The sequence below is a fragment of the Kitasatospora sp. NPDC059160 genome (assembly GCF_042755465.1).
Taxonomy (GTDB): Bacteria; Actinomycetota; Actinomycetes; order Streptomycetales; family Streptomycetaceae; genus Kitasatospora.
In genome coordinates this window covers 68,980-95,667 of the sequence record NZ_JBHZCN010000024.1, presented here as the reverse complement: position 1 = coordinate 95,667, position 26,688 = coordinate 68,980, and the positions used below count along the sequence as shown (strand labels likewise).

The window sequence follows — 26,688 nt, the reverse complement described above, 5'->3', positions numbered from 1 at the left end:
GGGCCGCGGCGTGCCCGGGGCGGGGGGGTGCGGGGGGAGGGCGCGGGGGGACAGGGGGCGGCGGAAGGCCGACAGCGAACAGCGAACAGCGAACGGATCACAGATGACAACTTTCATCATCTGTGATCCGTTCGCTGTCTTCTGTTATCTGTTCGCTGTCGGCCCGGCTGTCTCAGGCCGTGCGCCCCAGCGTCGCCAGGTAGGCCCGCCAGCCGCCGTGGTGGGTGATCTCGCGGTGCACCCCGCGCTCGACCTCGCCGCGGGCGAGCAGCATCGAGAAGCACGCGGAGCCGTCCTCCAGCTCGATCACACCGAGCTCCAACTCCCTGGGCTCGCCGGGCAGGATGACGTCCCGCAGGCGCTCCAGGCTGACCTCGTACAGCTCGCCCTCGATCGCGGTGTCGACGGACGGGTCGGCCAGCAGTCCCGGGCAGACGTCCGTGCCGCCGCTGTGGTCGATGGAGAAGAAGCGGTAGCCGGCCGCGGTGCGGGCCGGGCCGATGAGGGCGTCGGCGACCTTCTCGTGGAACGGTCCGCCGACCATCGCCTGGCCGTTGAAGAAGATGCGTGCCATCGGTGAACTCCTCAGGAGGGTAAGGCCGTACGAAGAAAAAGACCGTTCCGCACGGCGACGAGAGGACAGGTGGATTCGTCGCCGTACGGAACGGAGCAAAGGGCGGCGGAACTGCTACGGCCCGGCAGGCGGCAGCGGTGGCGCCGGTGGGTAGATTGGTGCTCAGCCCAGCAGGGGAAGCGCGGGGAGGGTCAGGAAGTCCGCGAACTCCTCGGCCAGGGCGACCTGTTCGAAGAGCTGGGCGGCCTCGCGCCAGCGGCCGGCCCGGTAGGCCTCGTCGCCGAACTCGGCGCGCAGCTCGGCCAGTTCGGTGGCGACCAGGGTGCGGACCAGCTCGGCGGTGGCCTTCTCGCCGGTGTCGGACAGCACGACCCCGTTGTGGATCCACTGCCAGATCTGCGAGCGCGAGATCTCGGCGGTGGCGGCGTCCTCCATCATGTTGAAGATGCCGACCGCACCGAGCCCGCGCAGCCAGGCCTCGATGTAGCGGAGGCCGACCTGGACGGCGTTGTGCAGTCCGGCCCGGGTGCAGGTGCCCCCGGCACCGGCGATGTCGAGCAGTTCGACGGCGGTGACCGGCTCGGCGGGGCCCGGGTTGTCCTTCTGGTTGGGCCGCTCGCCGAGCACCGCGTCGAAGGAGGCCCGGGCGACGGGGACGAGGTCCGGGTGGGCGACCCAGGAGCCGTCGAAGCCGTTGCCGGCCTCGCGGTCCTTGTCCGCCTTGACCTTCTCCAGCGCGGCGGCGTTGACCTCCGGGTCCCTGCGGCTGGGGATGAACGCGGCCATCCCGCCGATCGCGTGGGCGCCGCGCTGGTGGCAGGTCCGCACCAGCAGCCGGGTGTAGGCGGCCATGAACGGCGAGGCCATGGTGACGCTGTTGCGGTCCGGGAGGATGTAGTGCTCGCCGGCGTCGCGGAAGTTCTTGACGATCGAGAACAGGTAGTCCCAGCGCCCGGCGTTGAGGCCGGCCGCGTGGTCGCGCAGCTCGTAGAGGATCTCGTCCATCTCGAAGGCCGCGGTGATGGTCTCGATCAGCACGGTGGCCCGGACGGTGCCGTGCGGGATGCCCAACTCGGCCTGGGCGTGGGTGAACACGTCGTTCCAGAGCCGGGCCTCGAGGTGGCTCTCGGTCTTCGGCAGGTAGAAGTACGGGCCGGAGTTGGGGTCCTCGGCGCCCTTGGCGATGAGCCGGGCCGCGTTGTGGAAGAAGTACAGGCCGAAGTCGACGAACGCGCCGGCCACCGGGACGCCGTCGACCAGCAGGTGGTTCTCGTCCAGGTGCCAGCCGCGCGGGCGGACCACGACGGTGGCGAGTTCGGCGGCGGGCTTGAGGGTGTAGGCCTTGCCGGCCGAGCTGGTGAAGTCGATCCGGCCCTCGAAGGCGTCGATCAGGTTGACCTGGCCGCTGACCACGTTCTCCCAGGTCGGGGAGGTGGCGTCCTCGAAGTCGGCGAGCCAGATCCTCGCCCCGGAGTTGAGCGCGTTGATGACCATCTTGCGGTCGGTGGGCCCGGTGATCTCGACCCGGCGGTCCTGGAGGGCGCGCGGCGCCTCGGCGACCTTCCAGTCGCCGGCCCGGACGTCGGCGGTCTCGGGGAGGAAGTCCAGCGTGCCGGTGCGGGCAATCTCCGCCCGTCGGCCCTTCCGCCTGGCCAGGAGCTCCTGTCGGCGGCCCTCGAAGGCGCGATGCAGGCCCACCACGAAGGCGACCGCCTCCGGGGTGAGCACCTCCTCGGCCCGATGGACGCGCGGTCCGGCGACAGTGACGACCGGAGCGGCGGGGGAGGCGCCGACGGGCCCCTGAGCTGCAGCCATGAGCAGGACACTCCTAAGACGGTTGAGCCTGGCGAAGGGAGCTCCGGTGGGAACTTCCTCGGGAACTTCCTCGATCGTTACCCACCTGTCGGCGGGTTCGATTCTGTAAGGTGGAGACTAGTTTCCGCGATACAGAATTTCAACGGTTTGTTGAAGAGGTCGCCGGGACTCTACTCCTCCCCGACAGCGAAGGGAACGCCGGTGGTTGCGACCCCCGACACAGCATCGACGACAGGCGCCGACCGCGCGAGCGGCGGCGTGCAGTCCGTCGAGCGCGCCTTCCAACTCCTGGAGGCGCTGGCCGACTCGGGCGGCGTGGCCACTCTCAGTGAGCTCTCCACCAGCTCCGGCCTCCCGATGCCGACCATCCACCGACTGGTTCGTACCCTCGTCCAGCAGGGCTATGTCCGCCAGGACACCGCGCGCCGCTACACCCTCGGCCCCCGGCTGATCCGGCTCGGCGAGACCTCCGGCCGCCTGCTCGGCAGCTGGGCCCGCCCGTACCTGGCCGAGCTGATGGAGGCCACCGGCGAGACCGCCAACCTGGCGGTGCTGGAGGGCGGCGAGGTGGTGTACGTCGGGCAGGTGCAGTCCCGGCGCTCGATGCGGATGTTCACCGAGGTCGGACGGCGGGTCCAGCCGCACTGCACGGGCGTCGGCAAGGCACTGCTCGCCCAGCTCCCCGAGGACGAGGCGCGCGCGGTCCTGGGCCCCAACCCGCTGCCCGCACACACCGAGTACACCCTCACCGACCCGCAGGAGCTGATGGACCAGCTCGCCGAGGCGCGCGAGCGCGGGTACGTGGTGGACGACCAGGAGCAGGAGATCGGCGTCCGCTGCATCGCGCTCGCCGTCCCGGGCGCGCCGACGCCCACCGCGCTCTCCGTCTCCGGCCCGGAGGCCCGGATCCGGGCGCTGGAGGAGCAGGCGGGGGCGTCCGCACTGGTGCCGGTGATGCACCAGATCGCGGCCCGGCTGGGGCAGGTCCTGGCGCCATGACGTTCCGTCAACCCCTTTCAGGCGAACGGTAGATCCGGCGAGGACCGGTGCCCGCCGTTCGAGTGGCGGCGGGCGAGTTGTGCCGCTATCGCGGCCACGGCTCGGACACCCTGGTGCGGGCGCGGCCCGCGACAGCGCGGGCCGCCGGAGCGTGGGAGCAGGGTGGACGGCGTGGAGCAGCACGGAGTACGGGGCGGCGCGGGGCGCAGGAGGTTCGGCCGGGCCGGATTGCTGGCGGCGGTGACGGCGGGCTGCGCGGTGGCCTCACTGGCCGCCGGGCCCTCCTGGGCGGTGCGGCACCCGGTGCCGCGCCCGGATCTGGGGACCGTCGCGCCGGGGGCGCCCGAGGCGTCCACTCTGCCCGCCGTGGTCGCCAAGACGTCCCGCTCCCACCTGGAGGTGGTCCGGATCGACCCGGATCCGGCGCCGCCCGGCGGCGCCACCACCATCCACGCCTTCGTCGCCAATCTCGGCCCGGACACCACCGCCTCACCGCTCACGATCACGGTCACCCTGCCGAACGGGGTGACCCCGGAGGGCCCGTACTTCCCCGACAACTGCGCGGTCATCTCGCGCGGCAGGCAGGTGCGCTGCGTGTTCGGTCCCGGACTGCCGGACGGGCGCAGCGTGACCGCCCTCGTCCCGGTCCGGCTCTCCGACGACCTGGAGCTCGGGATCCTGGAGGGCGGCTCGGTCGAGGTGCGCAGCGCGGACGACCCCGGCGGCAGGGGTCACCGGGAGGAGTTCGACATCAAGGTCGTCGAGACGGCGGGCGACTGACGCGACGGATCGCCCCACCGGTCACCGGCCGCCGGCGAGCGGCTGCCGGGCTCCCGGTGACCGGTGGGGCGGGCTCGTGGTTACCGGTGGACGCGCTTACCGGTAGACGTGGCTACCGGTAGACGCGGACGTAGTCGGCGGCCATGGTGATCGGGCTGTTCCCCTGCGGGGCCGGGTGGTACTTGCCGGCGCTCACCGAGAGGTTGAGGATCAGGTACGCCGAGAAGTTGGCCCCGATGCCCTTGCCGTCCGAGAACACCTTGACGCCGTTGACGTACCAGTCCACCGAGTTGGCGCCGTAGTAGGTGCCGATGGTCACCCACTGGTCGGTGCCGATGGCGCTCGCGTCGGTGTAGTAGTCGGGGTTGCCGGGGTTGACGTGGTTGGTCAGCTCCAGCAGGTTCGGGTTGTCGGGGTGGTACTCGAAGGAGTCGATCTCCCCGTTGCCGTTCTTCCAGGTCCACAGGGCGGGCCAGGCGCCGGTGCCGGCGGGCAGCTTGACCCGGGTCTCGGCGTAGTCGCCGGTCTTGACCTGGAACCCCTCGGCGGAGCCCTCGGTGGTCAGGAAGCCGGTGTTCCAGGACTGCTTGCCGTTCTCCAGCGTCGGCCCGCCCGGGGTGGCGGTGAAGGTGGCGACGCCGTTCGCGACGGTGACGTTGTTCTTGTTCAGCCAGTCGAGCTTGTTGTCGTCCGGGTTGTGGTTCCCGTACTTGTACGAGGTGCTCTTGTCGCCGACCCAGCGCTGGCCCCAGTTGATCGGGCCGTTGAACTCGTCGGACCAGGTCAGCGACTTGCCGGCGATCGGGGAGGACGACGCCGGGGTCGTCGGGGTGGCCGTGGCGGTGGGGGTCGGCGTCGCGGTCGGGCTCGCGGTCGGGGACGCGGTGGGGGACGCGGTCGCGGTGGGCTTCGCCGTCGGGCTCGCGGTCGCGGTCGGGGAGGGGGTGGGCTTCGCCGTCGGGGACGGGGTCGGCGTGGGCGTACCCGTGGCCGAGACCACCAGCTGCTGCGAGGGCAGGTTGTGCCAGGCGCCGCCGAGGTCCTGCCAGAAGCCGAACTGGGTGTACGTCCCGGCGGCCAGGGTGCGGGCGGCGCTGGTGTAGGTGAGTCCGCCGGGGCAGATCTGCACGTTGCTCGCGTTGCCCGGGAAGTCCAGGTTGGTGCCGCGCGCGTCGCGGACGCCCACGCCGACGGTCTTGGCGGTGAAGCAGGACGAGGAGTGCAACGCCAGCGAGGCGGTGCCCGCCTTCCCCGCGACCATGGTGGCGGGGGCGAGGCGGTCCTGGGTGACGGTCGGGCCGGTGGCGGCCTGGGCGCCGGAGACGGACGGCAGGCCGAGCAGGCCGGCACCGGTGATGGCGAGCGCCCCGGTCGTGGCGAGGGCGGTGTTGCGGCCACGGTGGGACGGACGGGCGTGGCGGGGCGCGCGACGGCGCCGGGCAGGCTGGTGCATGGGGGTCCTCTGCCACGCCTGCGAGGTGAGCTGTCGGATTCGGGCTGCAGTTGCCCGGCCGCCTGTGGAGCGGCTTCACCCCTAGCCACGCCCCGCACGCTGGTGCGTACGGGCCGGGCGCTGACCTTGGTTCCCCCGCTCCCGTCCGCTGTGGTGCTCGGGTACTCGCCGGCGGGTGGACGGGACTCGGCGTCCCGGCGGCGGGGTCCGCGACAGCGGACGACGACTGCAGGCTAGGCAGGCCGTCCGTGGACGGACAACCTGATGGGGCCGGTTGTCGCGCAGCTCACAGTGGTGTCGATCAACGACGCTGCGTGGCGGCCGAGTTGATCAATGGAGCCGACGCCGACCCGCGGTCCCGCCGGGCCCGCCCGGGCTGCCGGTCGCACACGGTGCGCGGCGCGGCGGTGGCGGACCGTGCGTGACCGCCGTGGCGTGGAGCCGCCCGAGTCCGCCCCATCGGATAAATTGGAGCCCTGGGATTTTCCGCGGTGCACAAGAGCACCGACCGGAGCCGTACGACCCGTCCCCCGTTCCAGAGAAGAGGTCCCGCCCCACCATGACCGCGCCCCTGCCCGCCTTCGCCGGCCGTACCTACGTCTTCCGGGCCGACAACGGCGCGGCCTTCCGCAACTCCTACTCGGCCGACGGCACCCGGCTGCGCTGGGAGGGCCTCGGCGAGTCGGCGGGCCAGTGGGAGGACGTGCGGCTGCACGTCGCCGAGGTCGCGCCGGAGATCTACTTCATCAGCTGGACGGAACAGAGCGGGATCACCGTCAGTCACGTGATGGACCTCAACGCGCTGACCGTACGGGCCTTCTGGACCTTCGAGGGCGAGGGCGGCCGGGTCGGCCAGCTGCACACCGGGACGCTGGAACGGGTCGCCTGACCGGCGCCGGAACGCACCGACCCCCGGGAGCCTCGGCGGCTTCCGGGGGTTCGGTGCGTTCCGCGGGCGGCGCCGTCAGACGGTCTGGCCCGGGTGGCCCGGCTGGTTCGGGACCTTGAGGTGCTGGGACAGCCACTCCAGCGAGGACGGCAGCAGGGCGCTCCAGGTCTCGAAGTTGTGGCCGCCGTTCTCGAGCATGCTGTAGGAGACCTTCATCGGGCTCTTCGCGGCGTCGATGAACGCCTCGGTGTCGTGCTTGTAGTTGCCGTCGCCCTTCTTGGTGCCGGCCAGCAGCACGGAGACGTCCGGCTGCGGCATGTTCTTCAACCGCCACATCAGGTCGGCCTCGTCGCGGCGCTGCCTGCTGCCGCCGAAGAGGTCGCCGGTGGTCGGGTCGTCGGCCGCCTCGTAGTACCCGGACAGGGACACGGCGGTCGGGAAGACGTCCGGGTGGCGCATGGCCAGCTTGAGCGCGCAGTAGCCACCGGTGGAGTTACCCATGAAGGCCCAGGCCCGGGGGTCGGCCGAGACCCGGTAGCTGGCCTGGATCGCCGACGGGACGTCCTTGGTGAAGTACGTGTCGGACTGCGCGCCGCCCGGGATGTCCTCGCACTCGGTGTCCTGCGGCAGGGCGGGCGAGGGGCGCATCAGGACCATGACGGTCGGCTGCATCCGGCCCTCCTGCAGCAGCTTGAGCGCGGCGCCCGGGTAGTTGAAGCGGGTGATCAGGTTCTCGGCGATTCCTGGGAATCCGGTGCTGACGATCACGGCCGGGAACTGCTTCTGCGCGTACTCGGGCTGGAAGTACTGCGGCGGCAGGTAGACGAAGCCCTCGGTCGACAGCCGGCTCTCCTTGCCGTCGATCCGGACCTTGCGGATCTCGCCGGACTGGCTGGGCTCACGGCCCATCGCGCCGCCGCCCTTGACCGACGCCTGGCCTATGGTCTCGACCAGCAGTCGGCCGGAGGCGTCCGCCTTGTTGTGGATGACGACGGGGCCGGTGCTGCCCGTGCCCATCAGGTCGTCCCAACTGCTGTAGAAGGCGAAGTAGTTGTTCGCCACCAGCCCGAGCGCGGCGAGCACCGCCAGCTGGGTAGCGAGCAGCGCGCCGATCCGGCCGAGCACCGCCTGCCAGCTCTTCCGGGCGAGTCTGGGCCAGAGCCAGACCGTGCCGACCATCACCACGACCGCCATCAGCACGGCCAGCGCCAGCACCTTGTGGCTCGTCAGACCCATGTTCCAGTTGCTCCCACGCCTCGAACTCCCGCCCCCTCCACTCAGGGACATCCGAGGAGGTCACCCCGGTTCCCCCACCGGGGCGCGCGCACCAACCCTAGCGGGAGCTGGGAGGAAGCTGATCGGGGGCTGTGGGGAAGCGGCGAACAGATGACAGATTTCAACTTTCAGATAACAGATGACAGCGAACGGATAACAGATAACAGATTTCGAAAGTTGTTCTCTGTCATCTGTTCGCCGCTATCTGTTATCCGTCATCCGGCTGCTGTCATCCGTCCGCTGTCATCTGTCCGCTGTCATCCGTCCGCTGTCATCCGCTCACCGCTGGGTCGCCACTCCCCCGTCGGCCGGGCCCACAGGCGCAGCCCCGCCGTGAGTTCGCGCATGCAGCGGGCGCCGAGGTCCTGCGGGGAGCCGGGGCCGGTGACGGCGGCATCGGAGCCGGCCCACTGCTCCAGGGCCACCCGGATCGCCGCCGTGGCCGCCGCCGCGGCCAGCCGGACCTCCAGCGGATCGGCGCCGTCCGGACAGCGGGCGGCCAGCACGCCCCGCAGCCGCGCCTCCGACGCGGCATGGACCCGCTGCCAGGTGCCGTCCAGCCGCGGGTCGCGCAGCAGGTCGCGGGTCCAGTGCATCGCCTCGACGGCCTCGTCGTCGGCCGGGGTGAGCGACTCGACGGCCGAGCGCTCCAGCGCCTCGCGCAGCGGGACGTCCGCCGGACTCTCGGCCAGCAGGTCCACCCAGCGCTGCCCGCCGGCCGCCAGCAGCGGGGCGACGGCGTCCTCCTTGACGGAGAAGTAGCGGTAGAAGGTGCGCAGCGAGACGCCCGCGGCAGCGGCGATCTCCTCGGCGGTGGTCGCCTCGGCCCCCTGCTCGGCGAAGAGCGCGGCGGCGGTGCGGGCGATCTCCAGCCGGGTGGCGTCACGGCGGCGCTGGGTCAGGGTCGGGCGTCCGGTCACAGGGGTCAGCGTACGCAAGCGATCACGGTCCCGACGCATCGCGCCCAGGTGGCACATCAAGACTTCTTGGCACAACGTGCCACATGGGCGTACCGTGTCTCTTGAGGTCGAGAGACCACGAACGAAGGAGTACCACCATGGAGCGCTTCAGCGGACGGAACGTCCTGATCACCGGCGGCGGCTCTGGCATCGGCCAGGCGACCGTGCACCGGATCCTCGCCGAGGGCGGGAAGGTCGTCGCCGTCGACGTCAACGAGGACGGCCTGAAGAAGACCCTGGACCGCGCGACCGCCGAGGGCACCGCCGACCGCCTGACGATCCAGGTCCTGGACATCTCGGACGAGGCCGCCGTGGTGGCGGGCGTCGCCGAGGCCGTCGCGGGCCTGGGCGGTCTGGACGTCCTGGTCAACGCGGCCGGCATCCTCCGCTCCTCGCACACCCACGAGACCACGCTGGAGTTCTGGAACAAGCTCCTCGCGGTGAACCTGACCGGCACCTTCCTGATGACCCGCGAGGCGCTCCCCGCGCTGCTCACCACCGGCAAGGGCGTGGTGGTCAACTTCTCCTCCACCTCCGCGAGCTTCGCCCACCCCTACATGGCCGCGTACGCCGCGACCAAGGGCGGCATCCAGTCCTTCACCCACGCGATCGCCTCGGAGTACTCGAAGCAGGGCCTGCGCGCGGTCTGCGTCGCACCGGGCAGCATCGACAGCGGCATGACCAACAACCCGGGCCTGCCCGCCGACGCCGACTTCACCCTGCTGGCCAAGCTCTCCCCCGCCCTCGGACACGGCTTCGCGGGCCCGGACACGGTGGCCGGCGTGATCGCGATGCTGGCCTCCGACGACGGCGCCTTCGTCACCGGCACCGAGCTCCGGATCGACGGCGGCACCCACATGTGAGCCCCCGGTCCGGTCGCCGGCGGGGTCCGTGCCCTCCCCCATCGGGCACGGGCCCCGTCGGCGTCCTCGTTCTCGGGCCCCCTCATGCTCAGACGCCGTCGTTCACAGGCGTTGTCGACCGGTCCGGCCAGGTGCCGCCGGGCAGGGCCACCGGGTGGAGGTCCGGATGGTCGGCACGGCTGCGACCGTACGGGCGGGCGGCGACGGCCGTCAGCGGGTCAGTCTCAGCCAGTCGCTCTCAGCCGGTCACTCTCAGCCGGTCGCCCGGGCGCGGGCGTGCCGGCCGTTCGACGCCACGCCCCGCCGGGCGTCGCGGTGGGCGGCGAGGGCGTTGCCGACCGCCGCGAGCGCGGCCCCGAGCAGCAGGAACGCCACCGCCAGCAGGAAGCACGCCCCCGCGATCCGGCGGTAGCCGCCGTGTCGGGCGGGGTCGAGGAACGGGTACGGGTACCAGCCCGCGGCGTGGCCGCGGAGCAGCGCGTACGCCACGTAGAGCAGCGGGAACCCGAGCCAGCCGAGCACCGTCCGGGCCCGGACGGGCCGGGCGGGCGGGTCGACCAGCCAGTCGGCGAGCGCGAGCAGCGGCATCACGCGGTGGACCACGTCGTCCACCCACGGGATCACCAGCGGCGCCGGGTACGTCGCCAGCAGCGTGCCGTACGCCAACCCGGTGACCACCAGGGAGAGCAGCACCGCGCCGCGCACCGCGTCCGGCACGGGCCGGCGGCCGGTCAGCCCGGCCCAGCCGCCGTAGCCGAGGACGGCCGCTCCGGCGAGGTTGGCGAGGGTGGTGAAGTAGCTGAGGAAGTTCACCACCCCGGAGCCGTCCGTCGCCGCGTGGTAGCCGGAGAAGCAGAGCGCGACGACGAGGAAGGCCGCGACGGCGAGCCGGGCGGGGGCGAGCCACGAGTGCATCGTCGGAACCGCCTCTCTGGGGCGTGGTCCGGACAGGGGCTCTTCGGATTCAAACCCCGGCGGGCGGACTCGGCCACACGAGGGACCGCATCAGGGAGCACATCAGGGGCTGTCTCGGGCCCCTTCGTGGGGTGCGCCTCAGGGGGTGCGCCAGTCCGCGGCGAGGGCGGCCGCCGGGTTGGTGACCAGCAGCAGGTCGCACAGCTCGGGCCCGAAGGTGCGGGCCAGTCGCGGGACGAGGTCGGTGAGCAGCCGGGTGGGGCCGCCGACCTCGCGGGCCGTCCGGGTGGTGGTGTCGGCACCGAGCAGGAGCCGGTGGGCGTGGCCCGCCTCGACCAGGTCGGCGATCACCTCGAAGGCCTGGAGGTCGGCGGGGTGGCCGATCCGCGAGGGACTGTCCAGGGCGAGGAAGGCCCCCTCGGCGGCGAGGCTGCGGTGCAGCGACCGGTCGGTGAAGCGGGTGAGGTGGCCGAGGAGGATCCGGTCGGGGTCGACGCCGTGCCGCCCGTGCAGCCGGTCCAGGATGCCGTGCGGGTCGCCCTCGGGTTCGAGGTGGACGGCGATCGGGGCGCCGGTGGCGTGGTGCGCCTCGGCCGCGGCGGCCGCCGTCCGGCGGGTGTGTCCGGTCAGCGGGCCCGCGTCGTCGGCGATCTTGATCAGGCCGGCGCGGACGCCCTCGGGGGCGCCGGGGAGCCCGGTGACGAGCTCGGTGACGAAGTGCTCGGCGAGCTCGGCCGACGCGGCGGGGAACCGGTCCTCGGGGTAGTGGACCGCCTGGTGCGCGCCGGTGGCGGCGACCAGGTGGACGCCGGTCGCGCGGGACAGCGCGGCGAGGGAGCCCGCGCCGCGCCCCATGCCCTGCGGGGTCCACTGGACGAAGGAGCGGCCGCCGGCCGCGGCGTACTCGCGCAGCACCGCCTCGGCGGCGACCGGGTCGTCCAGCTCCTGACCGGGGAGCAGGGGGCTGCGGATGAAGAGGTGGTCGTGGGAGTCGGTGACGCCCAGCTCGCCGGGGGCGAGGTCGCCCAGGACGGTGCGTACGGTGCGGGTGGCGGTCATGCCACGTCCTCCGCCGAGGCGTCGGTCACGGGAGTGTCGGCCGCCGGGGCTTCGGAAGCCGGGGCTGCGGACGCCGCGAAGGTGGCGGTGGCGACCCGGAGGCCGGCCAGGGCCTTGGGCAGGCCGACGTACGGGGCCAGGTGGACGATCACCTCGGTGATCTCCTCGCGGCTCATCCCGATCCGCAGGCTGTTGCGCACGTGGTCGGCGAGCTGCGGCTCGACCCCGCCGAGGGCGGTGAGCGCGGCCAGGTTGGCGATCTGGCGGTCGCGCAGGGCGAGGCCGGGGCGCTGGTAGGTGCCGCCGAAGAGGCTGGTGACGATCCAGTCGGCGAAGCCCGGGGCGAGCGCGTCCAGGCCGCCGAGGGTCCCGGCGGCGGCCGGACCGGCGAGCTCGGCGAGCAGGGCGTAGCCGGCTTCGCGGTCGAGCGGCGCCGGCGTGAGATCGGCGGGGGCCATGGCGGTAGGGGTGGTGGGGGTGGTGGGGATCGTGGCGGGCATCGCGGTGTGGGGACCTTTCACCAGTGGCGGCCGGCCGGCAGCCGGTCGAGTTCGGGGCGGGACAGGTGCAGCACCCGGAAGCGGGTGCCGGGCGCGTCGTCCGGGGCGGGACCGGACCACAGGGCGAGGCTGAGCAGTTCCCAGCGGCTCGGGTCCACGGCGACGGCCGCGGTGTGCAGGGCGGGGTTCGACGGGTGTGCCGGGAGCTCGGCGAGGGCCCGCTCGACGGCCTCGGCCGGATCGGCGCTCTCCGGGAGCCGGACGACCGTACGCGTGGCGGTGCTCGGGGCCTCCGTCCGGTCGCCTTCGGCCAGGCCCGCGCCGAGCCAGTGGCGGACGACCGGGCGGCCGAAGTCGGCGCTCAGGCCGCGGAAGCCCGGGCCCCAGAGGAAGCGGTTCATGCCTTCGGCGGTGCGCCAGAGGTAGAACGGCGCGTACTGGTTGACCGGCGAGCCGTCCTGGCCGCGTTCGCGGACCAGGTACGCCTTGAGGCCGAGGCCGGGGTGGGTGTCCAGCAGGTGGCCCTTGTCGGCCACGCGCCGACGGATGACGGCCATGTCGTAGTCGGCGGGAAGGGTGATCTCGTACTGCATGGCGTGCACGGTGGGCTCCCTGGGTCGGGGGCGGGTGTCGGCCGTCGAGTCGCCGTCTCCGGTCAGGCCCGGCGGTGGGCGCCCAGCAGGCCGAGGGCGCCGCGGACGGCCTGGTCGAAGGGGGCGGCGCTGTCCGCGGCGCGGGCCAGGACGTAGCCGCCCTGGACGACGGCGACCACGGCCGCGGCGGTGTCCGCCGGGTCGAGGCCGGCGGCGAACTCGCCGTGTGCCTGGCCCTCGGCGACCAGCTCGGCGATCCGGCCGCGCAGCCAGTCGAAGGTCTCCTCGACGGGGGCCCGCAGCTGCGGGTCCGCGACCACGTCAGGATCCTGGGCCATCCGGCCGATCCGGCAGCCGCGCAGCACCTCGCGGTCGCGGTGCAGGTAGGCGGCGATCCGGTCGTACGCGGTGCCCGGGGCGGCGAGGTCGGCCTCGGCGATGCCCCGCAGCTGCTCGGCGCTGCGGCGCAGGGCGGCGGCGGCGAGGTCGGGCTTGCCGTCGAAGTGGTGGTACATGCTGCCCTGGCCGACGCCGGAGCGCTGCTGGATGGCCTTCGGGCTGGTGCCGACGTAGCCGCGTTCCCAGAGGAGGGCCTGGGTGCTCTCGATGAGGCGGTCCTGGGTGGTCATGGCTCCACTGTACATACCAGTAGGTACAGAGGGAAGGGGTTTCTCCGGCACGGCGGGCGGGACCAGGGGTGGGCGCGGTGCCACCAGGGGTGGGGCCGGCTTCGGTCGACTTCGGGCGACTTCGGCGGAGGCGGAGGAAAGACCGAGGGCCGTGCGCCGCCCCCCGGCGGCCACGGCCCCTCGACCGTTCGTCATCCCCCGCGCCGGCCAACGGCATTCGGCCCGGCCCGGTGGCGCGCGTCACGTTACGCACGGTGTCGAGCGTCACGCCGCGTAGGGAGTGCGCGGCGCCCGGCGCGGGCGGGCGCTCAGGGCAGTTCGCGCCGGATCACCGGCGCCACCTCGGCCGCGAACAACTCCAACTGCTCCCGCTGCACCTCCTCGGTGAGCGCGTCGACCCCGATCCCGACCACCTCGTTGCCGAAGGCCTCGTGGTAGCGGTGGATCTTCTCGACCACCTGTTGCGGGCTGCCGACCAGGGCCGAACCCTCCTCCAGCGCGTCCTCCAGTGAACGGAACGGCGAGTTGTTGTGCTTGCCCGCGGCCGAGTTGACCATGGCCTCCCAGTACGGCCGGTAGCCCTCCACCGCGTCCTGCGAGCGCCTGGCGACGTACAGTCCGCCGAAGCCCGCGCCCACCCGGGCCTCCTTCGGGTCGCGGCCGTAGTGCTCCCAGCGCTCGCGGTAGTCCTCCACCAGGGCCCGGTACTTGGCCAGCGGATGGAAGGAGTTGGCGGAGAACAGCGGATCCCCGTAGCGGGCGGCGAGGTCGGTCGAGCGGGTGCTGGTCGCACTGCCGTGCCAGACCGGGATCGGGTCCTGGAGCGGGCGCGGCGACACGGTGGCCTCCGTGAGCGGCGGACGGGTCGAGCCCCGCCACGTCACCTTCTCCTCCCGCCAGAGCCGGTGCAGCAGAGCGTAGTTCTCGGCGAGCGCCTCCCACTGACGCTCCTCCGGGAGGCCGAACAGGCCGAAGTGGCGCGGGTCGTTGCCCTTGCCGATGATCAACTCGATCCGGCCCCCGGAGAGTTGGTCGAGCATCGCGTAGTCCTCGGCGACCCGGACCGGGTCCAGGATGCTGAGCACCGTCACCGTGGTGAACAGCCGGATGGTGCTGGTGCGGGCGGCGATCGCACTCAGCAGCACGGGAGGCGCCGGGGAGAGGAACGGCTCGCCGTGCCGCTCCCCCACCCCGTAGCCGTCGTAGCCGAGCTGCTCGGCGAGGACGGCCTGGTCGACCACGTTCCACAGCTTCTGCTGCGGGGTGCGGTGGATGCCGGTGACGGGATCGGGGGCGTTGGCGACGAGGGACGAGACGGTGAACCGCACGGCGGTCTCCTAGGGGCGCTCGGTGGTCGGACGACGGAACGGCGCTGGGCCGTCCGGGGCGCTGCGGGTGCGGGACGCGCGGGATGCGGGACACGCGGGGTGCGGGACCGGTGCGAGGAGCCCGAGGTACGGAGCCCGTCACGGGGAGTCCGTGACGGGGAATCCGCGACAGAGTGGGCGTGGCACCGGCGGAGGCGCGGTACGGCGGCGCTGCGCTCGGACGGGCAGCACCGGAGGTGGACCGGGGCGGGCCTGGCGGCCCGCGGGCGGCGTCAGCGCACGGTGCTGCGGCGGTGACGGCGACAACAGCGGGGCACGACGGTCACGGTGGCCTCGGCCGCTACGGTCCGGACTGCCATCACGCTCCCCCTCCGCCTCGTCCGCGCGCGGCCGCACCCGGCCCCGCGCCGTCCCACCTGGTCCTCCGCGAGGATAAGCAGCGGAGGGAGGCGGGGCAAGACACTCCCAGGGACTTGATCGGGCGGAGCCGACTGGCAAGATGTCCGGCATGAGCTACCTCGCCGCGGATGACCGCTATGCCTCGATGACCTACCGGAAGGCCGGCCGCAGCGGAGTTCAGCTGCCCGCCGTCTCACTGGGGCTCTGGCACAACTTCGGTGACGCCCAGCCGCTGGAGGTGCAGCGGGCGGTGCTGCGCCGGGCCTTCGACCGGGGCGTCACCCACTTCGACCTGGCGAACAACTACGGGCCGCCGTACGGCAGTGCGGAGCGCAACTTCGGCTACCTGTTCGCGCAGGACTTCCGGCCGTACCGCGACGAGCTGTTCATCGCCACCAAGGCCGGCTGGGACATGTGGCCCGGCCCGTACGGGAACGGCGGCAGCCGCAAGTACCTGCTGGCCAGCCTGGACCAGTCGCTGGACCGGATGGGGCTGGACTACGTCGACGTCTTCTACTCGCACCGCTACGACCCGGACACCCCGATCGAGGAGACGATGGGGGCGCTCGACAGCGCGGTGCGCTCGGGCAAGGCCCTGTACGCGGCGATCTCCAACTACCCGGCGGAGCAGCACCGGGAGGCGGTGGCGATCCTGCGCGAGCTCGGGACGCCGGTGCTGCTGAACCAGTCGGCGTACTCGATCCTCAACCGGAACGTGGAGGAGGGCGGCGTGCTGGAGGCGGTGGGCGACACCCGGACCAGCCTGATCGCCTATTCGCCGCTCGCCCAGGGACTGCTGACGGACCGGTACCTCTCGGGCCGGGTCCCGGCCGGCTCGCGCATGTCGGTGGGGAAGTTCCTGACCGAGGAGGTGCTGACCGAGTCGAAGCTGGACCAGCTGCGGGCACTGAACAAGGTCGCCGAGGAGCGCGGACAGACGCTGGCCCAGCTCGCCCTGTGCTGGGTGCTGCGGGACCCGCGGGTGGTCTCGGTGATCATCGGTGCGAGCAGCGTGGACCAGCTGGACCAGAACCTCGACGCACTGGCCGGCGGGCCGCTGACGGAGGAGCAGCTGGCCGAGATCGACCGGCTGAGCGTGTGACGGGAACTTGGTTGGGGCGACGGGGCACTGCGGCGGGTGACGGATGACGGATAACAGCTGACAGATTTCGAAATCTGTCAGCTGTTATCTGTTATCTGTTCGTCGACATCCGTCATCCGTCACCCGTCGGCCAGCGGCCAGCGGCCGAGGGCCGTCAGCGGCGAATACCCAAGGCCGGAAGAACCGTTTCCGCTACTCGGTGGGCCTCCTCCAGCAGCGGGTTCCCGGAGAGGATGAAGGTGTCGATGCCCAGCGCCTCGAACTCCTTCAACCGCTCGACCACCTGGGCCGTCGACCCGACCACCGCCGTCCCCGGACCGGGCCGGAACAGGCTCATGCCCGGCCAGAGATTGGGGTAGGCCTCCAGCTCCCGGGCGCGCGCCGGGACCCTTCCGCCGTGCTGGCGGAACTGGCGCTGCCACCCGACGCCGTCCTCCCCCTCGGCGGATCCCAGCTGCCGGGCGTACGTCGCCTCGCTCGTCACGTCCAGCAACCGGTCGGCGGCGGCCCAGGCCTCCTCCTCGGTGTCCCGGACGATCAGGTGCAGCCGCAGCCCGATCCGCAGGCTCCGTCCGTGCGCGGCGGCGCGTTCGCGGACCAGGTCGAGCTTCTCCTTGAGCAGGTGCGGCGGCTCCCCCCAGGTCAGGTAGACGTCCACGTGCTCGGCGGCCATCTCGATGCCGGCCGGCGAGCTGCCGCCGAACCAGAGCGGGATGCCACCGGGCTGCGCCGGGGTGAGCTCGCGCAGGCTCGCACCCGCGTTCTTCAACCGGTAGAACTCGCCCTCGTGGTCGAAGACTTCGCCGGCCGTGAGGCGCTTGACGATCGACCAGTACTCGGCGCTGAGCCGGTAGCGGTCGTCGTGCTCGACGTCCAGACCGTACTCGCGCAGCTGCGCGGTGGAGCCGTTGACCACATTGAAGCGCAGCCGCCCGCCGTGCAGGTGGTCGAAGCTGAGCGCCATCTTGGCGAGCAGGGTGGGCGAGACCAGTCCGGGGTGGACCGCCAGCAGCGGCTTGAAGGCCGGCCCGGTGGCCGCGGCGAGCGCGCTGCCGAGCGTCCAGACGTCGTACAGGTCGGTGGCGAGCAGCGCGCCGGTGTAGCCCAAGCGCTCGACACTGCCCGCGAGTTGCTGCAGGTACCGCAGGTCCACCGGGCGTCGGCCGGACGGCTCCCACGGGTAGTGTCCTTCGCGCGGGATGATGTACCAGAGGACTTCGGAGGCCACGGCTCAGCGGTCCTTCCCGAGTACGGCGGCCACCGGGGCCTCCAGAGCGGACAGTTGGGCGTCGGCGACGGTCAGCGCGCGGTCGATGAAGCCGACCCGGTGGAAGATGTCCGCCGCCTCCTGCTGCTCGGCCACGAACGCGTCGGTGGCCGGCTCCAGTTGCCAGGGCAGCGCGACGAGCGCGGCACGCCAGTCGGCGACCGTTCCGCCCAGCTCCCGGGCCGCGATCGCGGCCGCCTCGGCCGGATGGGCGGCCGCCCAGGCGTCCGCCCGGCGCAGCGCGGTCGTGATCGCGGCGACCACCTCGGGGCGGTCGGTGGCGAAGTCCCGGCGGGTGAAGAAGACCGAGCGGTCGGTGATGACGTCCCCGGTGCGGACCAGCGCGCGGAACTCGCCACTGCGACGGGCCGCGGCGAGCTCGGCGCCCTGGGCGATCCAGCCCGCGATCTCGCCCTCGCGCAGCCTCCGGGCCTGGTCCTCCCCTGCCACCGGCCGCGCCGGTGTGACGTCCTCACCGTACGAAAGCCCTTGCGCGTCCAGGGCCTTGGCGAGCAGGTGGGTCTGCCAGGAGCCGACGCCCAGCACGACGGTGCCGCCCTTGAGGTCGGCGACCGTACGGACCGGTCCGCCGTCCAGGACGAGCAGTGCGCCGTGGTCGGGGCGGGGTGCGGAGACCACCGCGTACACCAGGTCGTGGCCGGCCGCCTGGGCGGTGATCGGCGGGGTCGAGCCGGTGCCGCCGAAGTCGATGGTGCCGTCGGCGAGCAGCTCGCCGGTACGGGTCCCGTCGGTGTAGTGGTGGAACGCGCCGCTCTCCCCGAGCGGGGCCAACTCCTCGTCCAGGTAGGGCAACCGGGCGAGGTAGTAGAGCGTGGGATTGCTGGCGTGGACGCCGAGGGTGACGGTCATCTGGTCAACTCCGGTGGTGCGTAGGGGCTCGTGCGGAAGACGTGCGGTGGGGTTGCGGGGGAGGGTGGAGCGGTCGAGCCGCAGAATGGCGGTGCGATGGAGTGGTGGAGTGGTGGAGCGATGGCGTGGTGACGGCGTGGCGGAGCGCCGGTTCAGTGGACGCCGAGGTCGGCGAGCAGTCGGCGGCGCAGGTCGGCGAAGGCGGGGTCGGCCGGGTCCCGGGGGCGTTCGACACCGACGGGTTCGTCCCGGACCAGCAGACCGTCACGCAGAACGGCGACACGGTCGGCGAGCCGGACGGCCTCGTCCACGTCATGGGTGACCAGCAGCACGGCGGGGCGGTGGCAGCGGACGAGATCGCCGACCAGGTCCTGCATCCGCAGCCTGGTCAGGGCATCCAGTGCCGCGAACGGTTCGTCCAGGAGCAGGAGTTGCGGTTCGCGCACGAGCGCCCTGGCCAGTGCGACGCGCTGTGCCTCGCCACCTGAGAGGGTGGCCGGCCAGTCCTCGGCGTGCCGCTCCAGGCCCACCTCGGCGAGTGCCTTCAGCCCGGTCTCCCGGGTCGCCGCGCCGCGCGGCAGACCGACCGTGACATTGGCCAACACCCGCTTGGAGGGGACGAGTCGGGGCTCCTGGAAGACCACCGTGCGGACCGGCGGCACCAGCACGGTTCCCCCGTCGGCCTGGTCCAGCGCGCCGAGGATCCGCAGCAGGGTGGTCTTCCCGGTGCCGCTGGCGCCGAGCAGGGCGACGAACTCGCCCCGGGCGATGGACAGGTCGACGCCGTCGAGTACGGCCCTGGTGCCGAACACCCGGCGCAGGCCGCGCAGATGGACGGCGGGGGCGGTATCCTCGGCGGTCGCGGCGGCAGTCACGGCGGCGGTCTCAGTGGCGGTCTCAGTGGCGCTCGCGGCGGTGCTCACGGCAGCGCTCACGGTCGAGGCCGGAGCGGAGGCCGAGTCGGTGGGGGCGGTCATCGGGCAGCTCCTCGGACGGCGCGGCGCCACGGCATCAGCAGCCGTTCCAGGATCCGGACGATGCCATCGGCGGCGAGGCCGAGCAGACCGTAGATCAGGATGCAGACGGCGAGCACGTCGGTGCGCGAGTAGTTCTGGGCCTGGGCCATCAAGTAGCCGATGCCCTCGGTGGAGTTGATCTCCTCGGCGGCGATCAGGGCGATCACGCTGAGCGTCATGGAGAGCCGCAGGCCGGACAGCAGGGAGGGTAGCGCCCCGGGCAGCACGACCGTCCGTACGATCGCCCAGCGGCCCAGGCCGAAGCTGCGCATCGCCTCCACCAGCTTGCGGTCGGTGTTGCGGACCCCGCCCGAGGCGGAGACGTACATCGGGAAGCTGGTGGCCACCCCGATCAGGGCGACCTTCGCGGTCTCGGTGATGCCGAACCACACCATGAACAGCGGGACGAGCGCCAGGAACGGTACGGTGCGCAGGACTTGGACCGCGGAGTCGAGCAGTTCCTCGCCGAGGCGGGTGAATCCGGTCACCACGCCGAGCACCAGTCCCGTGGTGGCACCGAGCAGCAGTCCGAGTCCGGCCCGGGTGAGCGACACGGTGAGGGCGTCGGTCAGCTGACCGTTGCCCCACAACTCGCCGACCGCTTCGGCGACCTGGGACGGTGAGGCGAGCACATCCTGGGTGAGCGCGCCGGTGGCGGAGGCGAGCGCCCAGCCGCCGAGCAGCGCCAGCGGACCGAGCGTGCGCAGCAGCACGGCGAGGGCGCGCGGACGGGGCCGTCGGAGCTGGGCACGCGGCGTCACCAGGCCCGCGGCCCGGGCCGCCCGGGTGCCCTCGGAATCCTGTTCCCTTGCGAGCACGGTCACTTGGCACCACCGCCGAAGGTGTCGATGTCGATCAGGTACGGCTTGACGTCGACCAGCTGCTTGGTGACCTTCTGGTCGGCGAAGAACTGGGCGACGGTGCCGAAGCGGGCGGTGTCGGCCGCCGAGATGGCGTCGGCCGGAGTGCCCTGCCGGCTGACGTTCACCGCGACGTCCTTCTCGGCCGGGGTGACGGCGGTCGGGCCGGAGTCGGTGAAGACGTTGAGGTAGGCGGCCGGATCGGCCTTCTCCTTGGCGCCGTTGTCGCGCAGGTAGGCGTAGAAGGCCTTGACCACATCGGGGTGCTTGTCGGCGAAGCCGTTGCGCACCGCCCAGACCGCGTAGTTGTCGGAGCCGATCGCCTTGCCGTCGACCAGGAAGTGCGCGCCGGCGTTGGCGATGGTGGGCGTGGAGAAGGTGTTCCAGGTCGCCCAGGCATCCACCTGGCCGGAGTTGAAGACTCCCGAGGTCTGGTCGGCGCGCAGGTAGACCCGCTGGACCTGGTCGGCCGGGACGCCGTTCTTCTCCAGCGCCTTGAGCAGGAGGTACTCGCTGGTGCCGCCCTGGGAGACGGCGACCTTCTTGCCGACCAGGTCCTGCACGGTCTTGATGGGCGAGTCGTTCTTGACCAGGATGCCCTCGCCGACGCCGTCGGGGGCGGTCTGGGCGAACAGCTTGAAGCCGGGCTTCTGGGCGAGCGCGGCGACGGCCGAGGTGATCGAGCCCTGGGCGACGTCGAGTTGGTCGGCGGACAGGGCCTGCGCGGCGGGGGCGAAGGGGCCCGCGCTGCCGGTCCAGGCCACCTTGGCGTGGACCGCCGCCAGGGCCCGGTCCAGCGAGCCGTCCTTCTTGCCACGGGCGAGGAAGCCGTTGTTCCCGGGGTCGGGCAGGCGGAGCACGGCGTCGGCCTTGCCGCCGGGCCCGCCTGCGGCGGAGGCGCTGCCCCCGTCGGCGGACGAGCCGCAGGCGGCCAGAGCGGTGGTGGCGAGCAGCGCGGTGGCGGCGAGGGCGAGGCGGGCGGTGTTCACGGGGTCTCCAAAACGGGTGACAGATGACAGCTGACAACTTTCGAAAGTTGTTCGCTGAACTCTGTTATCTGAAATCTGTTCGCTGAAAGTTGTTCGCTGAACTCCGCCGGACTCCGCCGAGCGGCCTCGGACGGCAACGGGCGGCGTCGGGCAGCACCGACCGACGCCACCGAGCGGCACGGCTGACCGGCATTGCCGACTGGCCGGACGAACGAGCGGACGGTCAGCTGGACACGCTCGCCACTTGCTCCCCTCCCGCAGCCCGCCGACCGCGCAGCAGGTCGCGCGCGGCGCGGAGCGGCTCCGGGTCGGCCCAGGCACGGATGTCGACCGGTGCCGCGAGGAAGCCCTGCCCGGCGAGGAAGCGTTCCTGCTGGGCCAGCAGCCCCAGCCGCTCCTCCGAGAGGTCCAGATGCAGCGTGCGATGACTGCCCGCCGCATAGGCGCCCTCGACGCCCTCCGCACCCGCGCCGGTCTCGGCCTGGAGGATCCTGGCCACCTCCACCGGACGCTCGGCGGCCCAGTCGGCGGCCTCCAACAGGACCGCCAGGAAGCGGGCGACCAGCTCCGGGTGCTCGTCCAGCAGCCGCTGGTGGACGGTGACCGGCCGGGGCGTGCCGTTGTTGACCCGGGCCCGGCGGTCCGGAGCCGCGTCCAGCTCCACCGCCACCTCCGCGCCGATCCGGCGGGCCGCTTCGACGGCCAGCGCCCCCTTCACGTACACGGCGTCCACCAGGCCGTCTCGCAATGCGGACAGCTCGGCGGACCACTGCCCGCCGCCCGGGACGGCCGGCACGTCGACCAGTTCGGCGTCCCCCAGCCCGAGACCCGCGAGCGCCAGGGCGCCCCGGAAGCCGGCCAGGGCCATGGCCCGCCAGAAGTCGATGCCGATCCCATGATGTGGAACCGCCAGCCTCAGCCCGCGCAGCTGCCCGGGCTCACTGATGCCGCTCCCGGCCCGGACCAGGACGACCTGTCGCTCCTCGATCCAGGTCAACCCGATCAGCCGGGTCGCCTCACCGCGCGAACGGGCCCACAGCGCGGGGACGTTGCCGCCCTCGCGGAAGAGCCCGGTGAGCGCGTGGGTGTAGTGGTGGTCGGCGGCCACCTCCGGCGGGGCGTCCTGGAGCGAGCGGACCGCGATTCCGTCCGGGGCGAACTCCCGTGCCAGCCAGCCCTGATCAGCGGCGATACCGGTCGCGGTGGGCACCGGGCAGCGGGTGAACCAGAGGGTTTCGGGGACGGCGGAGGAGCTCGGCGAACGACTGGGCACGGGGCGTGGTCCTCTTCGGGGGCTCCGACGGCGGTCGGAGGCAGCGGAGTTCGGGTGCGCCGCCGCCGCACGGCACGGCGCACGGCGGCGAGCGGGAAGCGGAGCGCGGAGCGCACGCCGCACGGCGTACGGCGTACGAAGGCGCAGGAGGAGCGGAACGAGGAGCGTCAGCGACAACAGGGACAGGAGGGAACACACCGGTGGGACGTCACGGCGCTACTCCTTCCGGTCCGGCGCACGGGGATCCACGCGTCGCGGCACACGGGTGCACCGAGCGCGGGCGAGGTGGGGTGGCGACGACGATGGCGATGGCGCGACGTCCGTACCGAGGAGCCGGGCGGCGCGATGCGAGGAGCGTTCCACGCCGGTCGAGCCGGAGGCAAGCCTTTGCCACATGGTGGGATCAGTTGTTCATCAACGCCATTCCATTGCAACGTCGTTGACACATCTCCGCAGCACTTGCTGCCCTACGCTGAGACTCCCTCCGGCGCGCCGCCCGGAGCCACGAACCGAACGCGAGGTGCCATGGCCGAGGCCGCCACCGCCGTCCAGAGCCCCCCGGCCGGCGCCCAGGCCGTCCAGCGCGCACTCGGACTGCTGCACTGCTTCCACGACAACGGCCCCGACCTCAGCGCCTCGGACCTGGCCCGCCGGATGGACCTCTCGGTCTCCACCGCACACCGGCTCGCCCGCACGCTGGTCAGCGCCGGATTCCTGGAGCAGGACGATCAGACGGCCCGCTACCGGCTGGGTCCGGCGGTCGCCGAACTCGGCCAACTCACCTTCCACCAGCGCGGACTGCACCTGGCCGGCCCCGAACTGGAGCTGCTCTCCCGACGCACCGGAACGACCGCCGACCTGGCGATCCGCAGTGGCCCGCACGCCGTCATCCTGGTCGGCGGCTCGGTCCGGCCGGACACCGGGCTCGGCCTGCGCCGCCCGCTGCACTCCACAGCGCTCGGCAAGGTCCTGCTCGCCTGGCCGCGCGCGGGCGAGGCGGCGGTGTCCGCACTCGGCCCGCTACCGTCCTTCACCGACCGTACGATCACCGAACCGGCGCTCCTGGAAGAGGAGTTGGCCCGGGTGCGGGCGGCCGGTCACGCGCTCAACGACGGCGAGTCCGCCGCCGGGGTGCGGACGCTCGCGGTTCCCGTACTGGACGCCGCCGGGCAGGCCCGGTTCGCGCTCGCGGTCCGCTCGACCCCGGCGCACCTCACCGACGACCGCCTGGACCGGTTCCTGACCCCCGCCCGGACCTGCGCCGAAGCCCTCTCCGTCCTCCTGCTGCCCCCCGACCAACGGGCCTGACCCGGGCGCCCGCACAACCGGTCCATCCGACTCGTACCGCCCGCCCACGCGCAGCGCCAACACGCGGCAGCGGGCCGCCCGTTCACGGAAGAACGGGCGGCCCGCTGTGACGCAGAGCGGCCTCACGCCGAAGGCGGTCGGCCACAAGCGGTCGGCCGGAGACGGTCGGCCACCGACGGTGGGCCGGAGACGGTGGACCGAAGACCCTGGGCCAACGGCCGAACAGCGCGGAGCAGCAGCTCAGTTGACCGGCGTGTACTTGTACCCGACCCGGCGCACCGTCACGATCGAGTCCCGGTAGGCGGGGCCGAGCTTGCGGCGCAGCCGGGCGACGTGCACGTCGACCGTGCGACCGTCCCCGACGTGGCCGTAGCCCCAGACCGCCGAGACCAGGTGGTCCCGGGTGTGCACCCGCTGCGGGTGCTCGGTGAGGTGGGCCAGCAGCTCGAACTCCAGGTAGGTGAGGTCGAGCAGCCGCCCGTCGACGTAGGCGTTGCGGCGCTCGGCGTCGACGGCGATGCCGCGTCCGGCGGGCCGGACCGGACGGACGGCGGCCGGTGCGGCGCCCGTCCCCGCAAGACCCGAACCCGCAAGGCCCGATCCGGCGCCACCCGGCAGCGTGCCCGGCGTGGCGTGCCCGGCCAGGCCGAGCGGACCGGCCGCCGGGCTCTCGGCCGGTACCAGCACCAGGTAGCCGACCATCGGGTGGCCGGCGGGCGCGCCGGTCTGCGCACCGTACTGGGCGAGCAGGCCCTGCGGCAGCACTCCCTGCGGCAGGGCGGCGACGACGGCCGCGCCCTCCGGCAGTGCGGCGAGCAGCGACGCGGGGGCCGGCGGTGCGACCGCCCCGGACTGGGGCGGGACCGACGGGCCGGAGGGCACGGCGGAGGGAACGACGGAAGGAACAACGGAGACGGGCGGGACGGAGACCGGGGGAACGGAGCGGACCGCGCGCAGGTGCGGGGTCGCGACGGGCAGGGGCAGGGTGGCCGTGGAGGAGGAAGACATGGTGTGCCGCTCATTTCGCGCGTGACGGACGGGGTGGAGTCGTCTGCGCGTCGACCGGGCGTACTGCCGGAGCTGGACCGGGGGGACCGGGTTCAGCGGGCGGAGGGCCGGGACGCGCTGGGCGAACCCGGACACGTCTGATCGAACAGGTGTGGCTGCCGGGACGGCCAGAACGGTTCGAGGGAGTTGCTGGGGCGAACGGTGTTCACTGGTGGTCTCTCCGCGGGGCGGGGCCGGATCGGTCGGCCGCGGGCGCTCCTGACGTGCGGTCCGCTACGGCCTGGTCGACGGGGTCGGTGGTGCGTCGGGCGGCGGCCGGGTGCAGGCCTGGGGTGCCGGGGACGTACCGGGGTGGAGGAGGCCGGTCAGCGACAACAGGCGCTGCAGATCAGCGCGTGGTCGATGTAGCGGCGGACGGTGAGCACCGGCATGACGGGGCCGGGCACGGCGGTGATGCGTCGCTTGCCGACGGTCATCCCTGCTGCCCTCCCCCTTCGTCCTGCCTCGTCGCGCTCCACGCGCTTGCGCTTCGTTGCGCTTCGTTGCCCGCGCGGCGACACACCCATGATCCGGTGCGCGCCGGGACGGCTTACGTCCACAGAGCCTTCCACGCCCGAGCCTGTCTAGGCAACCTTCCGCGCACCGTTCGTCCGACATGTGGACCACCGAATGAGACGTCGGGTGCACGAAGCGCCCCTGACCAGGACCGATCCCACGGAGCCTCAGGTCCGGGCCGCAGCCCGCCGACGGAGCTCGGCGGCGTGCTCGACCAGCGCCACGAGCAGTCCCTTGCCGTCCTCCCGCAGCCGGGCGTCGCACAGGACCACCGGGATGCCCGGGTCGAGGTCCAGCGCGTCCCGGACCTCCTCCGGGGCGAACCGCTCGGTGCCGTCGAAGCAGTTGACCGCGACCAGGAACGGGATGCCGCGCTGCTCGAAGAAGTCGACCGAGGGGAAGCAGTCGGCCAGCCGCCGGGTGTCCGCGAGCACCACGGCGCCGAGCGCGCCACGCGCCAGCTCGTCCCAGACGAACCAGAACCGGTCCTGCCCGGGCGTCCCGAACAGGTAGAGCGCGAGGCCGGGCCGCAGGTCGATCCGGCCGAAGTCCATCGCCACCGTGGTGGTCCGCTTGGCCTCCACGCCCGAGGTGTCGTCCACCGGGCGGCCCAGTTCGCTGAGTTCCTCCTCGGTGCGCAGCGGCCGGATCTCGCTGACCGACCCGACCAGGGTGGTCTTGCCCGCGCCGAACCCGCCCGCCACCAGGATCTTCACCGCGGCGGCCGGACCGCCGCGCCAGCGCGGGTCGTCGGCGCTCCCGGCAGGCTTCGCGGCGGTGCTCGGCGGGGTGGGGTCAGAGCGCACGGAGTCCATTGATCACGTCTCGCAGCAGGCGCTCGTCCGGCAGCTCGGCGAGCGGAACGGGTCGGGTGACGCTGATCAGGTCGGCGTCGTAGAGGTCGCCGAGCAGGACGCGCACGACGCTGACCGGCAGGTCGGTGTAGGAGCCGAGCTCGGCGACGGACAGCGGCTCGTGGCGGCACCAGGCCAGCAGGGTCTGGTGCTCCGGGTCGAGGACGTGCGCGGGCACGGCCCCCGCGTCCGGCCCGGGCTCCTTGGCGGTGACCAGCGAGATCAGGTCGAACAGCCCCTCCTCGACCGGCCGGGTGCGGCCCCTGGTCATCGAGTAGAGCCGCACCACCGGTCCGGCCTCGTCGTCGAACCACCGGTCGTCGACCGGGGTGCGGGGCCGGAACAGGTCGACCTCGGGTCCGCCCGGGGTGTCCTGCTCCGGCCCCGCACCGTCGGGGGCCGGGCCGTCCGGCCCCGTGCCTTCCGGGGCCGTGCCGTCGGAGGCCGCACCGTCGGAGGCCGGGCCGACGGGCCGCGCACCGTCCGGGGCCGTGCCCGCCGGCTCCGCGCCCACCGGGGTCACCGAGCCGTCCGCCATCGGATCCGCCATCGGACC

26 protein-coding genes and 1 riboswitch are annotated in these 26,688 nt (G+C 72.8%); of the genes, 6 read left to right on the top strand and 20 right to left on the bottom strand.

The window, feature by feature from the left end; genetic code table 11:
- Window positions 1-172 precede the first annotated feature (172 nt).
- Together ACFXOZ_RS13090 and aceB are read right to left on the bottom strand one after the other, a co-directional pair.
- Window positions 173-574: a gamma-glutamylcyclotransferase gene (locus ACFXOZ_RS13090; RefSeq protein WP_380521132.1), complete on the bottom strand. Its 402-nt coding sequence runs from the start codon at window positions 572-574 to the stop codon at window positions 173-175.
- A gap of 162 nt (window positions 575-736) precedes the next feature.
- On the bottom strand, window positions 737-2,389 hold the full coding sequence (gene aceB, locus ACFXOZ_RS13085) for a malate synthase A (protein WP_380589991.1): 1,653 nt from the start codon (window positions 2,387-2,389) through the stop codon (window positions 737-739).
- Between the two features lie 201 nt (window positions 2,390-2,590).
- Here aceB and ACFXOZ_RS13080 point away from each other — a divergent pair, with 201 nt between their 5' ends.
- On the top strand, window positions 2,591-3,388 hold the full coding sequence (locus ACFXOZ_RS13080; RefSeq protein WP_380521128.1) for an IclR family transcriptional regulator: 798 nt from the start codon (window positions 2,591-2,593) through the stop codon (window positions 3,386-3,388).
- Window positions 3,389-3,559: 171 nt separating this feature from the next.
- On the top strand, window positions 3,560-4,168 hold the full coding sequence (locus tag ACFXOZ_RS13075; protein WP_380589988.1) for a hypothetical protein: 609 nt from the start codon (window positions 3,560-3,562) through the stop codon (window positions 4,166-4,168).
- A gap of 112 nt (window positions 4,169-4,280) precedes the next feature.
- Here ACFXOZ_RS13075 and ACFXOZ_RS13070 read toward each other — a convergent pair whose 3' ends face one another.
- Window positions 4,281-5,621: a hypothetical protein gene (locus ACFXOZ_RS13070; RefSeq protein ID WP_380589985.1), complete on the bottom strand. Its 1,341-nt coding sequence runs from the start codon at window positions 5,619-5,621 to the stop codon at window positions 4,281-4,283.
- 7 nt (window positions 5,622-5,628) lie between these two features.
- Window positions 5,629-5,736: riboswitch (cyclic di-AMP (ydaO/yuaA leader) on the bottom strand.
- Between the two features lie 444 nt (window positions 5,737-6,180).
- Here ACFXOZ_RS13070 and ACFXOZ_RS13065 point away from each other — a divergent pair.
- On the top strand, window positions 6,181-6,510 hold the full coding sequence (locus ACFXOZ_RS13065; protein WP_375891436.1) for a MoaF N-terminal domain-containing protein: 330 nt from the start codon (window positions 6,181-6,183) through the stop codon (window positions 6,508-6,510).
- A 75-nt stretch (window positions 6,511-6,585) separates the two neighbouring features.
- On the opposite strand, the gene ACFXOZ_RS13060 is transcribed toward ACFXOZ_RS13065, so the two are convergent.
- The gene (locus tag ACFXOZ_RS13060) at window positions 6,586-7,746 is read right to left on the bottom strand and encodes an alpha/beta hydrolase (RefSeq protein WP_380589982.1); all 1,161 of its coding nucleotides are present in this window, start codon (window positions 7,744-7,746) and stop codon (window positions 6,586-6,588) included.
- 296 nt (window positions 7,747-8,042) lie between these two features.
- Window positions 8,043-8,705, bottom strand: coding sequence for a TetR/AcrR family transcriptional regulator (locus tag ACFXOZ_RS13055; RefSeq protein WP_380589979.1), 663 nt, complete (start codon window positions 8,703-8,705; stop codon window positions 8,043-8,045).
- Window positions 8,706-8,842: 137 nt separating this feature from the next.
- Between ACFXOZ_RS13055 and ACFXOZ_RS13050 the strand changes: the two genes are divergently transcribed.
- Complete coding sequence (locus ACFXOZ_RS13050) at window positions 8,843-9,607, top strand: SDR family NAD(P)-dependent oxidoreductase (RefSeq protein ID WP_380521118.1); 765 nt, start codon at window positions 8,843-8,845, stop codon at window positions 9,605-9,607.
- 252 nt (window positions 9,608-9,859) lie between these two features.
- Here the strand turns inward: ACFXOZ_RS13050 and ACFXOZ_RS13045 are convergent, their stop codons facing one another.
- From ACFXOZ_RS13045 to ACFXOZ_RS13020, 6 genes are all read right to left on the bottom strand, one after another.
- Window positions 9,860-10,522, bottom strand: a complete 663-nt coding sequence (locus ACFXOZ_RS13045) for a Pr6Pr family membrane protein (RefSeq protein ID WP_380589976.1) — start codon at window positions 10,520-10,522, stop codon at window positions 9,860-9,862.
- A gap of 138 nt (window positions 10,523-10,660) precedes the next feature.
- On the bottom strand, window positions 10,661-11,581 hold the full coding sequence (locus ACFXOZ_RS13040; RefSeq protein WP_380589973.1) for a phosphotriesterase: 921 nt from the start codon (window positions 11,579-11,581) through the stop codon (window positions 10,661-10,663).
- Window positions 11,578-12,081: a carboxymuconolactone decarboxylase family protein gene (locus ACFXOZ_RS13035; RefSeq protein WP_380589970.1), complete on the bottom strand. Its 504-nt coding sequence runs from the start codon at window positions 12,079-12,081 to the stop codon at window positions 11,578-11,580. The genes ACFXOZ_RS13040 and ACFXOZ_RS13035 overlap by 4 nt, the downstream gene beginning before the upstream one ends.
- A 17-nt stretch (window positions 12,082-12,098) precedes the next feature.
- Window positions 12,099-12,683 carry a DUF4865 family protein gene (locus tag ACFXOZ_RS13030; protein WP_375891424.1) on the bottom strand — a complete coding sequence of 195 codons (585 nt, stop codon included), beginning with the start codon at window positions 12,681-12,683 and terminating at the stop codon, window positions 12,099-12,101.
- A 53-nt stretch (window positions 12,684-12,736) separates the two neighbouring features.
- On the bottom strand, window positions 12,737-13,303 hold the full coding sequence (locus ACFXOZ_RS13025; protein ID WP_380589967.1) for a TetR/AcrR family transcriptional regulator: 567 nt from the start codon (window positions 13,301-13,303) through the stop codon (window positions 12,737-12,739).
- 308 nt (window positions 13,304-13,611) lie between these two features.
- Entirely contained in the window at window positions 13,612-14,631 is a 1,020-nt protein-coding gene (locus ACFXOZ_RS13020; RefSeq protein ID WP_375891420.1) for an LLM class flavin-dependent oxidoreductase, read from the bottom strand.
- A 508-nt stretch (window positions 14,632-15,139) separates the two neighbouring features.
- On the opposite strand from ACFXOZ_RS13020, the gene ACFXOZ_RS13015 reads away from it, so the two are divergent.
- The gene (locus ACFXOZ_RS13015) at window positions 15,140-16,132 is read left to right on the top strand and encodes an aldo/keto reductase (protein WP_380521105.1); all 993 of its coding nucleotides are present in this window, start codon (window positions 15,140-15,142) and stop codon (window positions 16,130-16,132) included.
- Window positions 16,133-16,286: 154 nt separating this feature from the next.
- Here ACFXOZ_RS13015 and ACFXOZ_RS13010 read toward each other — a convergent pair whose 3' ends face one another.
- From ACFXOZ_RS13010 to ACFXOZ_RS12985, 6 genes are all read right to left on the bottom strand, one after another.
- Entirely contained in the window at window positions 16,287-17,360 is a 1,074-nt protein-coding gene (locus tag ACFXOZ_RS13010; protein WP_380589963.1) for an LLM class flavin-dependent oxidoreductase, read from the bottom strand.
- A gap of 3 nt (window positions 17,361-17,363) precedes the next feature.
- Window positions 17,364-18,269 carry an ABC transporter substrate-binding protein gene (locus ACFXOZ_RS13005; protein ID WP_380589960.1) on the bottom strand — a complete coding sequence of 302 codons (906 nt, stop codon included), beginning with the start codon at window positions 18,267-18,269 and terminating at the stop codon, window positions 17,364-17,366.
- 152 nt (window positions 18,270-18,421) lie between these two features.
- The gene (locus ACFXOZ_RS13000; RefSeq protein WP_380589957.1) at window positions 18,422-19,246 is read right to left on the bottom strand and encodes an ABC transporter ATP-binding protein; all 825 of its coding nucleotides are present in this window, start codon (window positions 19,244-19,246) and stop codon (window positions 18,422-18,424) included.
- On the bottom strand, window positions 19,243-20,109 hold the full coding sequence (locus ACFXOZ_RS12995) for an ABC transporter permease (protein WP_380521098.1): 867 nt from the start codon (window positions 20,107-20,109) through the stop codon (window positions 19,243-19,245). Before ACFXOZ_RS12995 ends, ACFXOZ_RS13000 begins: the two co-directional genes overlap by 4 nt.
- Entirely contained in the window at window positions 20,106-21,134 is a 1,029-nt protein-coding gene (locus tag ACFXOZ_RS12990) for an ABC transporter substrate-binding protein (protein WP_380521096.1), read from the bottom strand. The genes ACFXOZ_RS12995 and ACFXOZ_RS12990 overlap by 4 nt, the downstream gene beginning before the upstream one ends.
- Window positions 21,135-21,357: 223 nt before the next feature.
- Window positions 21,358-22,407: an ABC transporter substrate-binding protein gene (locus tag ACFXOZ_RS12985; RefSeq protein ID WP_380589954.1), complete on the bottom strand. Its 1,050-nt coding sequence runs from the start codon at window positions 22,405-22,407 to the stop codon at window positions 21,358-21,360.
- A 525-nt stretch (window positions 22,408-22,932) separates the two neighbouring features.
- Between ACFXOZ_RS12985 and ACFXOZ_RS12980 the strand changes: the two genes are divergently transcribed.
- Window positions 22,933-23,715, top strand: coding sequence for an IclR family transcriptional regulator (locus tag ACFXOZ_RS12980; RefSeq protein WP_380589951.1), 783 nt, complete (start codon window positions 22,933-22,935; stop codon window positions 23,713-23,715).
- 240 nt (window positions 23,716-23,955) lie between these two features.
- On the opposite strand, the gene ACFXOZ_RS12975 is transcribed toward ACFXOZ_RS12980, so the two are convergent.
- From ACFXOZ_RS12975 to ACFXOZ_RS12965, 3 genes are all read right to left on the bottom strand, one after another.
- A complete protein-coding gene (locus ACFXOZ_RS12975) occupies window positions 23,956-24,723 on the bottom strand; it encodes a winged helix-turn-helix domain-containing protein (RefSeq protein WP_380589948.1) in 768 nt (255 codons plus the stop codon).
- Window positions 24,724-25,445: 722 nt separating this feature from the next.
- Window positions 25,446-26,093 (bottom strand): ATP/GTP-binding protein, encoded by a 648-nt coding sequence (locus ACFXOZ_RS12970; protein ID WP_380404130.1) that lies wholly within the window; start codon window positions 26,091-26,093, stop codon window positions 25,446-25,448.
- Window positions 26,074-26,682: a DUF742 domain-containing protein gene (locus tag ACFXOZ_RS12965; RefSeq protein WP_380589946.1), complete on the bottom strand. Its 609-nt coding sequence runs from the start codon at window positions 26,680-26,682 to the stop codon at window positions 26,074-26,076. The genes ACFXOZ_RS12970 and ACFXOZ_RS12965 overlap by 20 nt, the downstream gene beginning before the upstream one ends.
- Window positions 26,683-26,688 lie beyond the last annotated feature (6 nt).

What these genes read in the sequence shown, in the direction of transcription:
- ACFXOZ_RS12975 (WP_380589948.1), bottom strand. Translation starts at nt 24,723, where the DNA reads ATGTCTTCCTCCTCCACGGCCACCCTGCCCCTGCCCGTCGCGACCCCG.
- ACFXOZ_RS13045 (WP_380589976.1), bottom strand. Translation starts at nt 10,522, where the DNA reads ATGCACTCGTGGCTCGCCCCCGCCCGGCTCGCCGTCGCGGCCTTCCTC.
- ACFXOZ_RS13025 (WP_380589967.1), bottom strand. Translation starts at nt 13,303, where the DNA reads ATGACCACCCAGGACCGCCTCATCGAGAGCACCCAGGCCCTCCTCTGG.
- ACFXOZ_RS13060 (WP_380589982.1), bottom strand. Translation starts at nt 7,746, where the DNA reads ATGGGTCTGACGAGCCACAAGGTGCTGGCGCTGGCCGTGCTGATGGCG.
- ACFXOZ_RS12965 (WP_380589946.1), bottom strand. Translation starts at nt 26,682, where the DNA reads ATGGCGGATCCGATGGCGGACGGCTCGGTGACCCCGGTGGGCGCGGAG.
- ACFXOZ_RS13040 (WP_380589973.1), bottom strand. Translation starts at nt 11,581, where the DNA reads ATGACCGCCACCCGCACCGTACGCACCGTCCTGGGCGACCTCGCCCCC.
- ACFXOZ_RS13005 (WP_380589960.1), bottom strand. Translation starts at nt 18,269, where the DNA reads ATGACCGTCACCCTCGGCGTCCACGCCAGCAATCCCACGCTCTACTAC.
- ACFXOZ_RS13090 (WP_380521132.1), bottom strand. Translation starts at nt 574, where the DNA reads ATGGCACGCATCTTCTTCAACGGCCAGGCGATGGTCGGCGGACCGTTC.
- ACFXOZ_RS13050 (WP_380521118.1), top strand. Translation starts at nt 8,843, where the DNA reads ATGGAGCGCTTCAGCGGACGGAACGTCCTGATCACCGGCGGCGGCTCT.
- aceB (WP_380589991.1), bottom strand. Translation starts at nt 2,389, where the DNA reads ATGGCTGCAGCTCAGGGGCCCGTCGGCGCCTCCCCCGCCGCTCCGGTC.
- ACFXOZ_RS13065 (WP_375891436.1), top strand. Translation starts at nt 6,181, where the DNA reads ATGACCGCGCCCCTGCCCGCCTTCGCCGGCCGTACCTACGTCTTCCGG.
- ACFXOZ_RS13070 (WP_380589985.1), bottom strand. Translation starts at nt 5,621, where the DNA reads ATGCACCAGCCTGCCCGGCGCCGTCGCGCGCCCCGCCACGCCCGTCCG.
- ACFXOZ_RS12970 (WP_380404130.1), bottom strand. Translation starts at nt 26,093, where the DNA reads ATGGACTCCGTGCGCTCTGACCCCACCCCGCCGAGCACCGCCGCGAAG.
- ACFXOZ_RS13035 (WP_380589970.1), bottom strand. Translation starts at nt 12,081, where the DNA reads ATGCCCGCCACGATCCCCACCACCCCCACCACCCCTACCGCCATGGCC.
- ACFXOZ_RS13015 (WP_380521105.1), top strand. Translation starts at nt 15,140, where the DNA reads ATGAGCTACCTCGCCGCGGATGACCGCTATGCCTCGATGACCTACCGG.
- ACFXOZ_RS13000 (WP_380589957.1), bottom strand. Translation starts at nt 19,246, where the DNA reads ATGACCGCCCCCACCGACTCGGCCTCCGCTCCGGCCTCGACCGTGAGC.
- ACFXOZ_RS12980 (WP_380589951.1), top strand. Translation starts at nt 22,933, where the DNA reads ATGGCCGAGGCCGCCACCGCCGTCCAGAGCCCCCCGGCCGGCGCCCAG.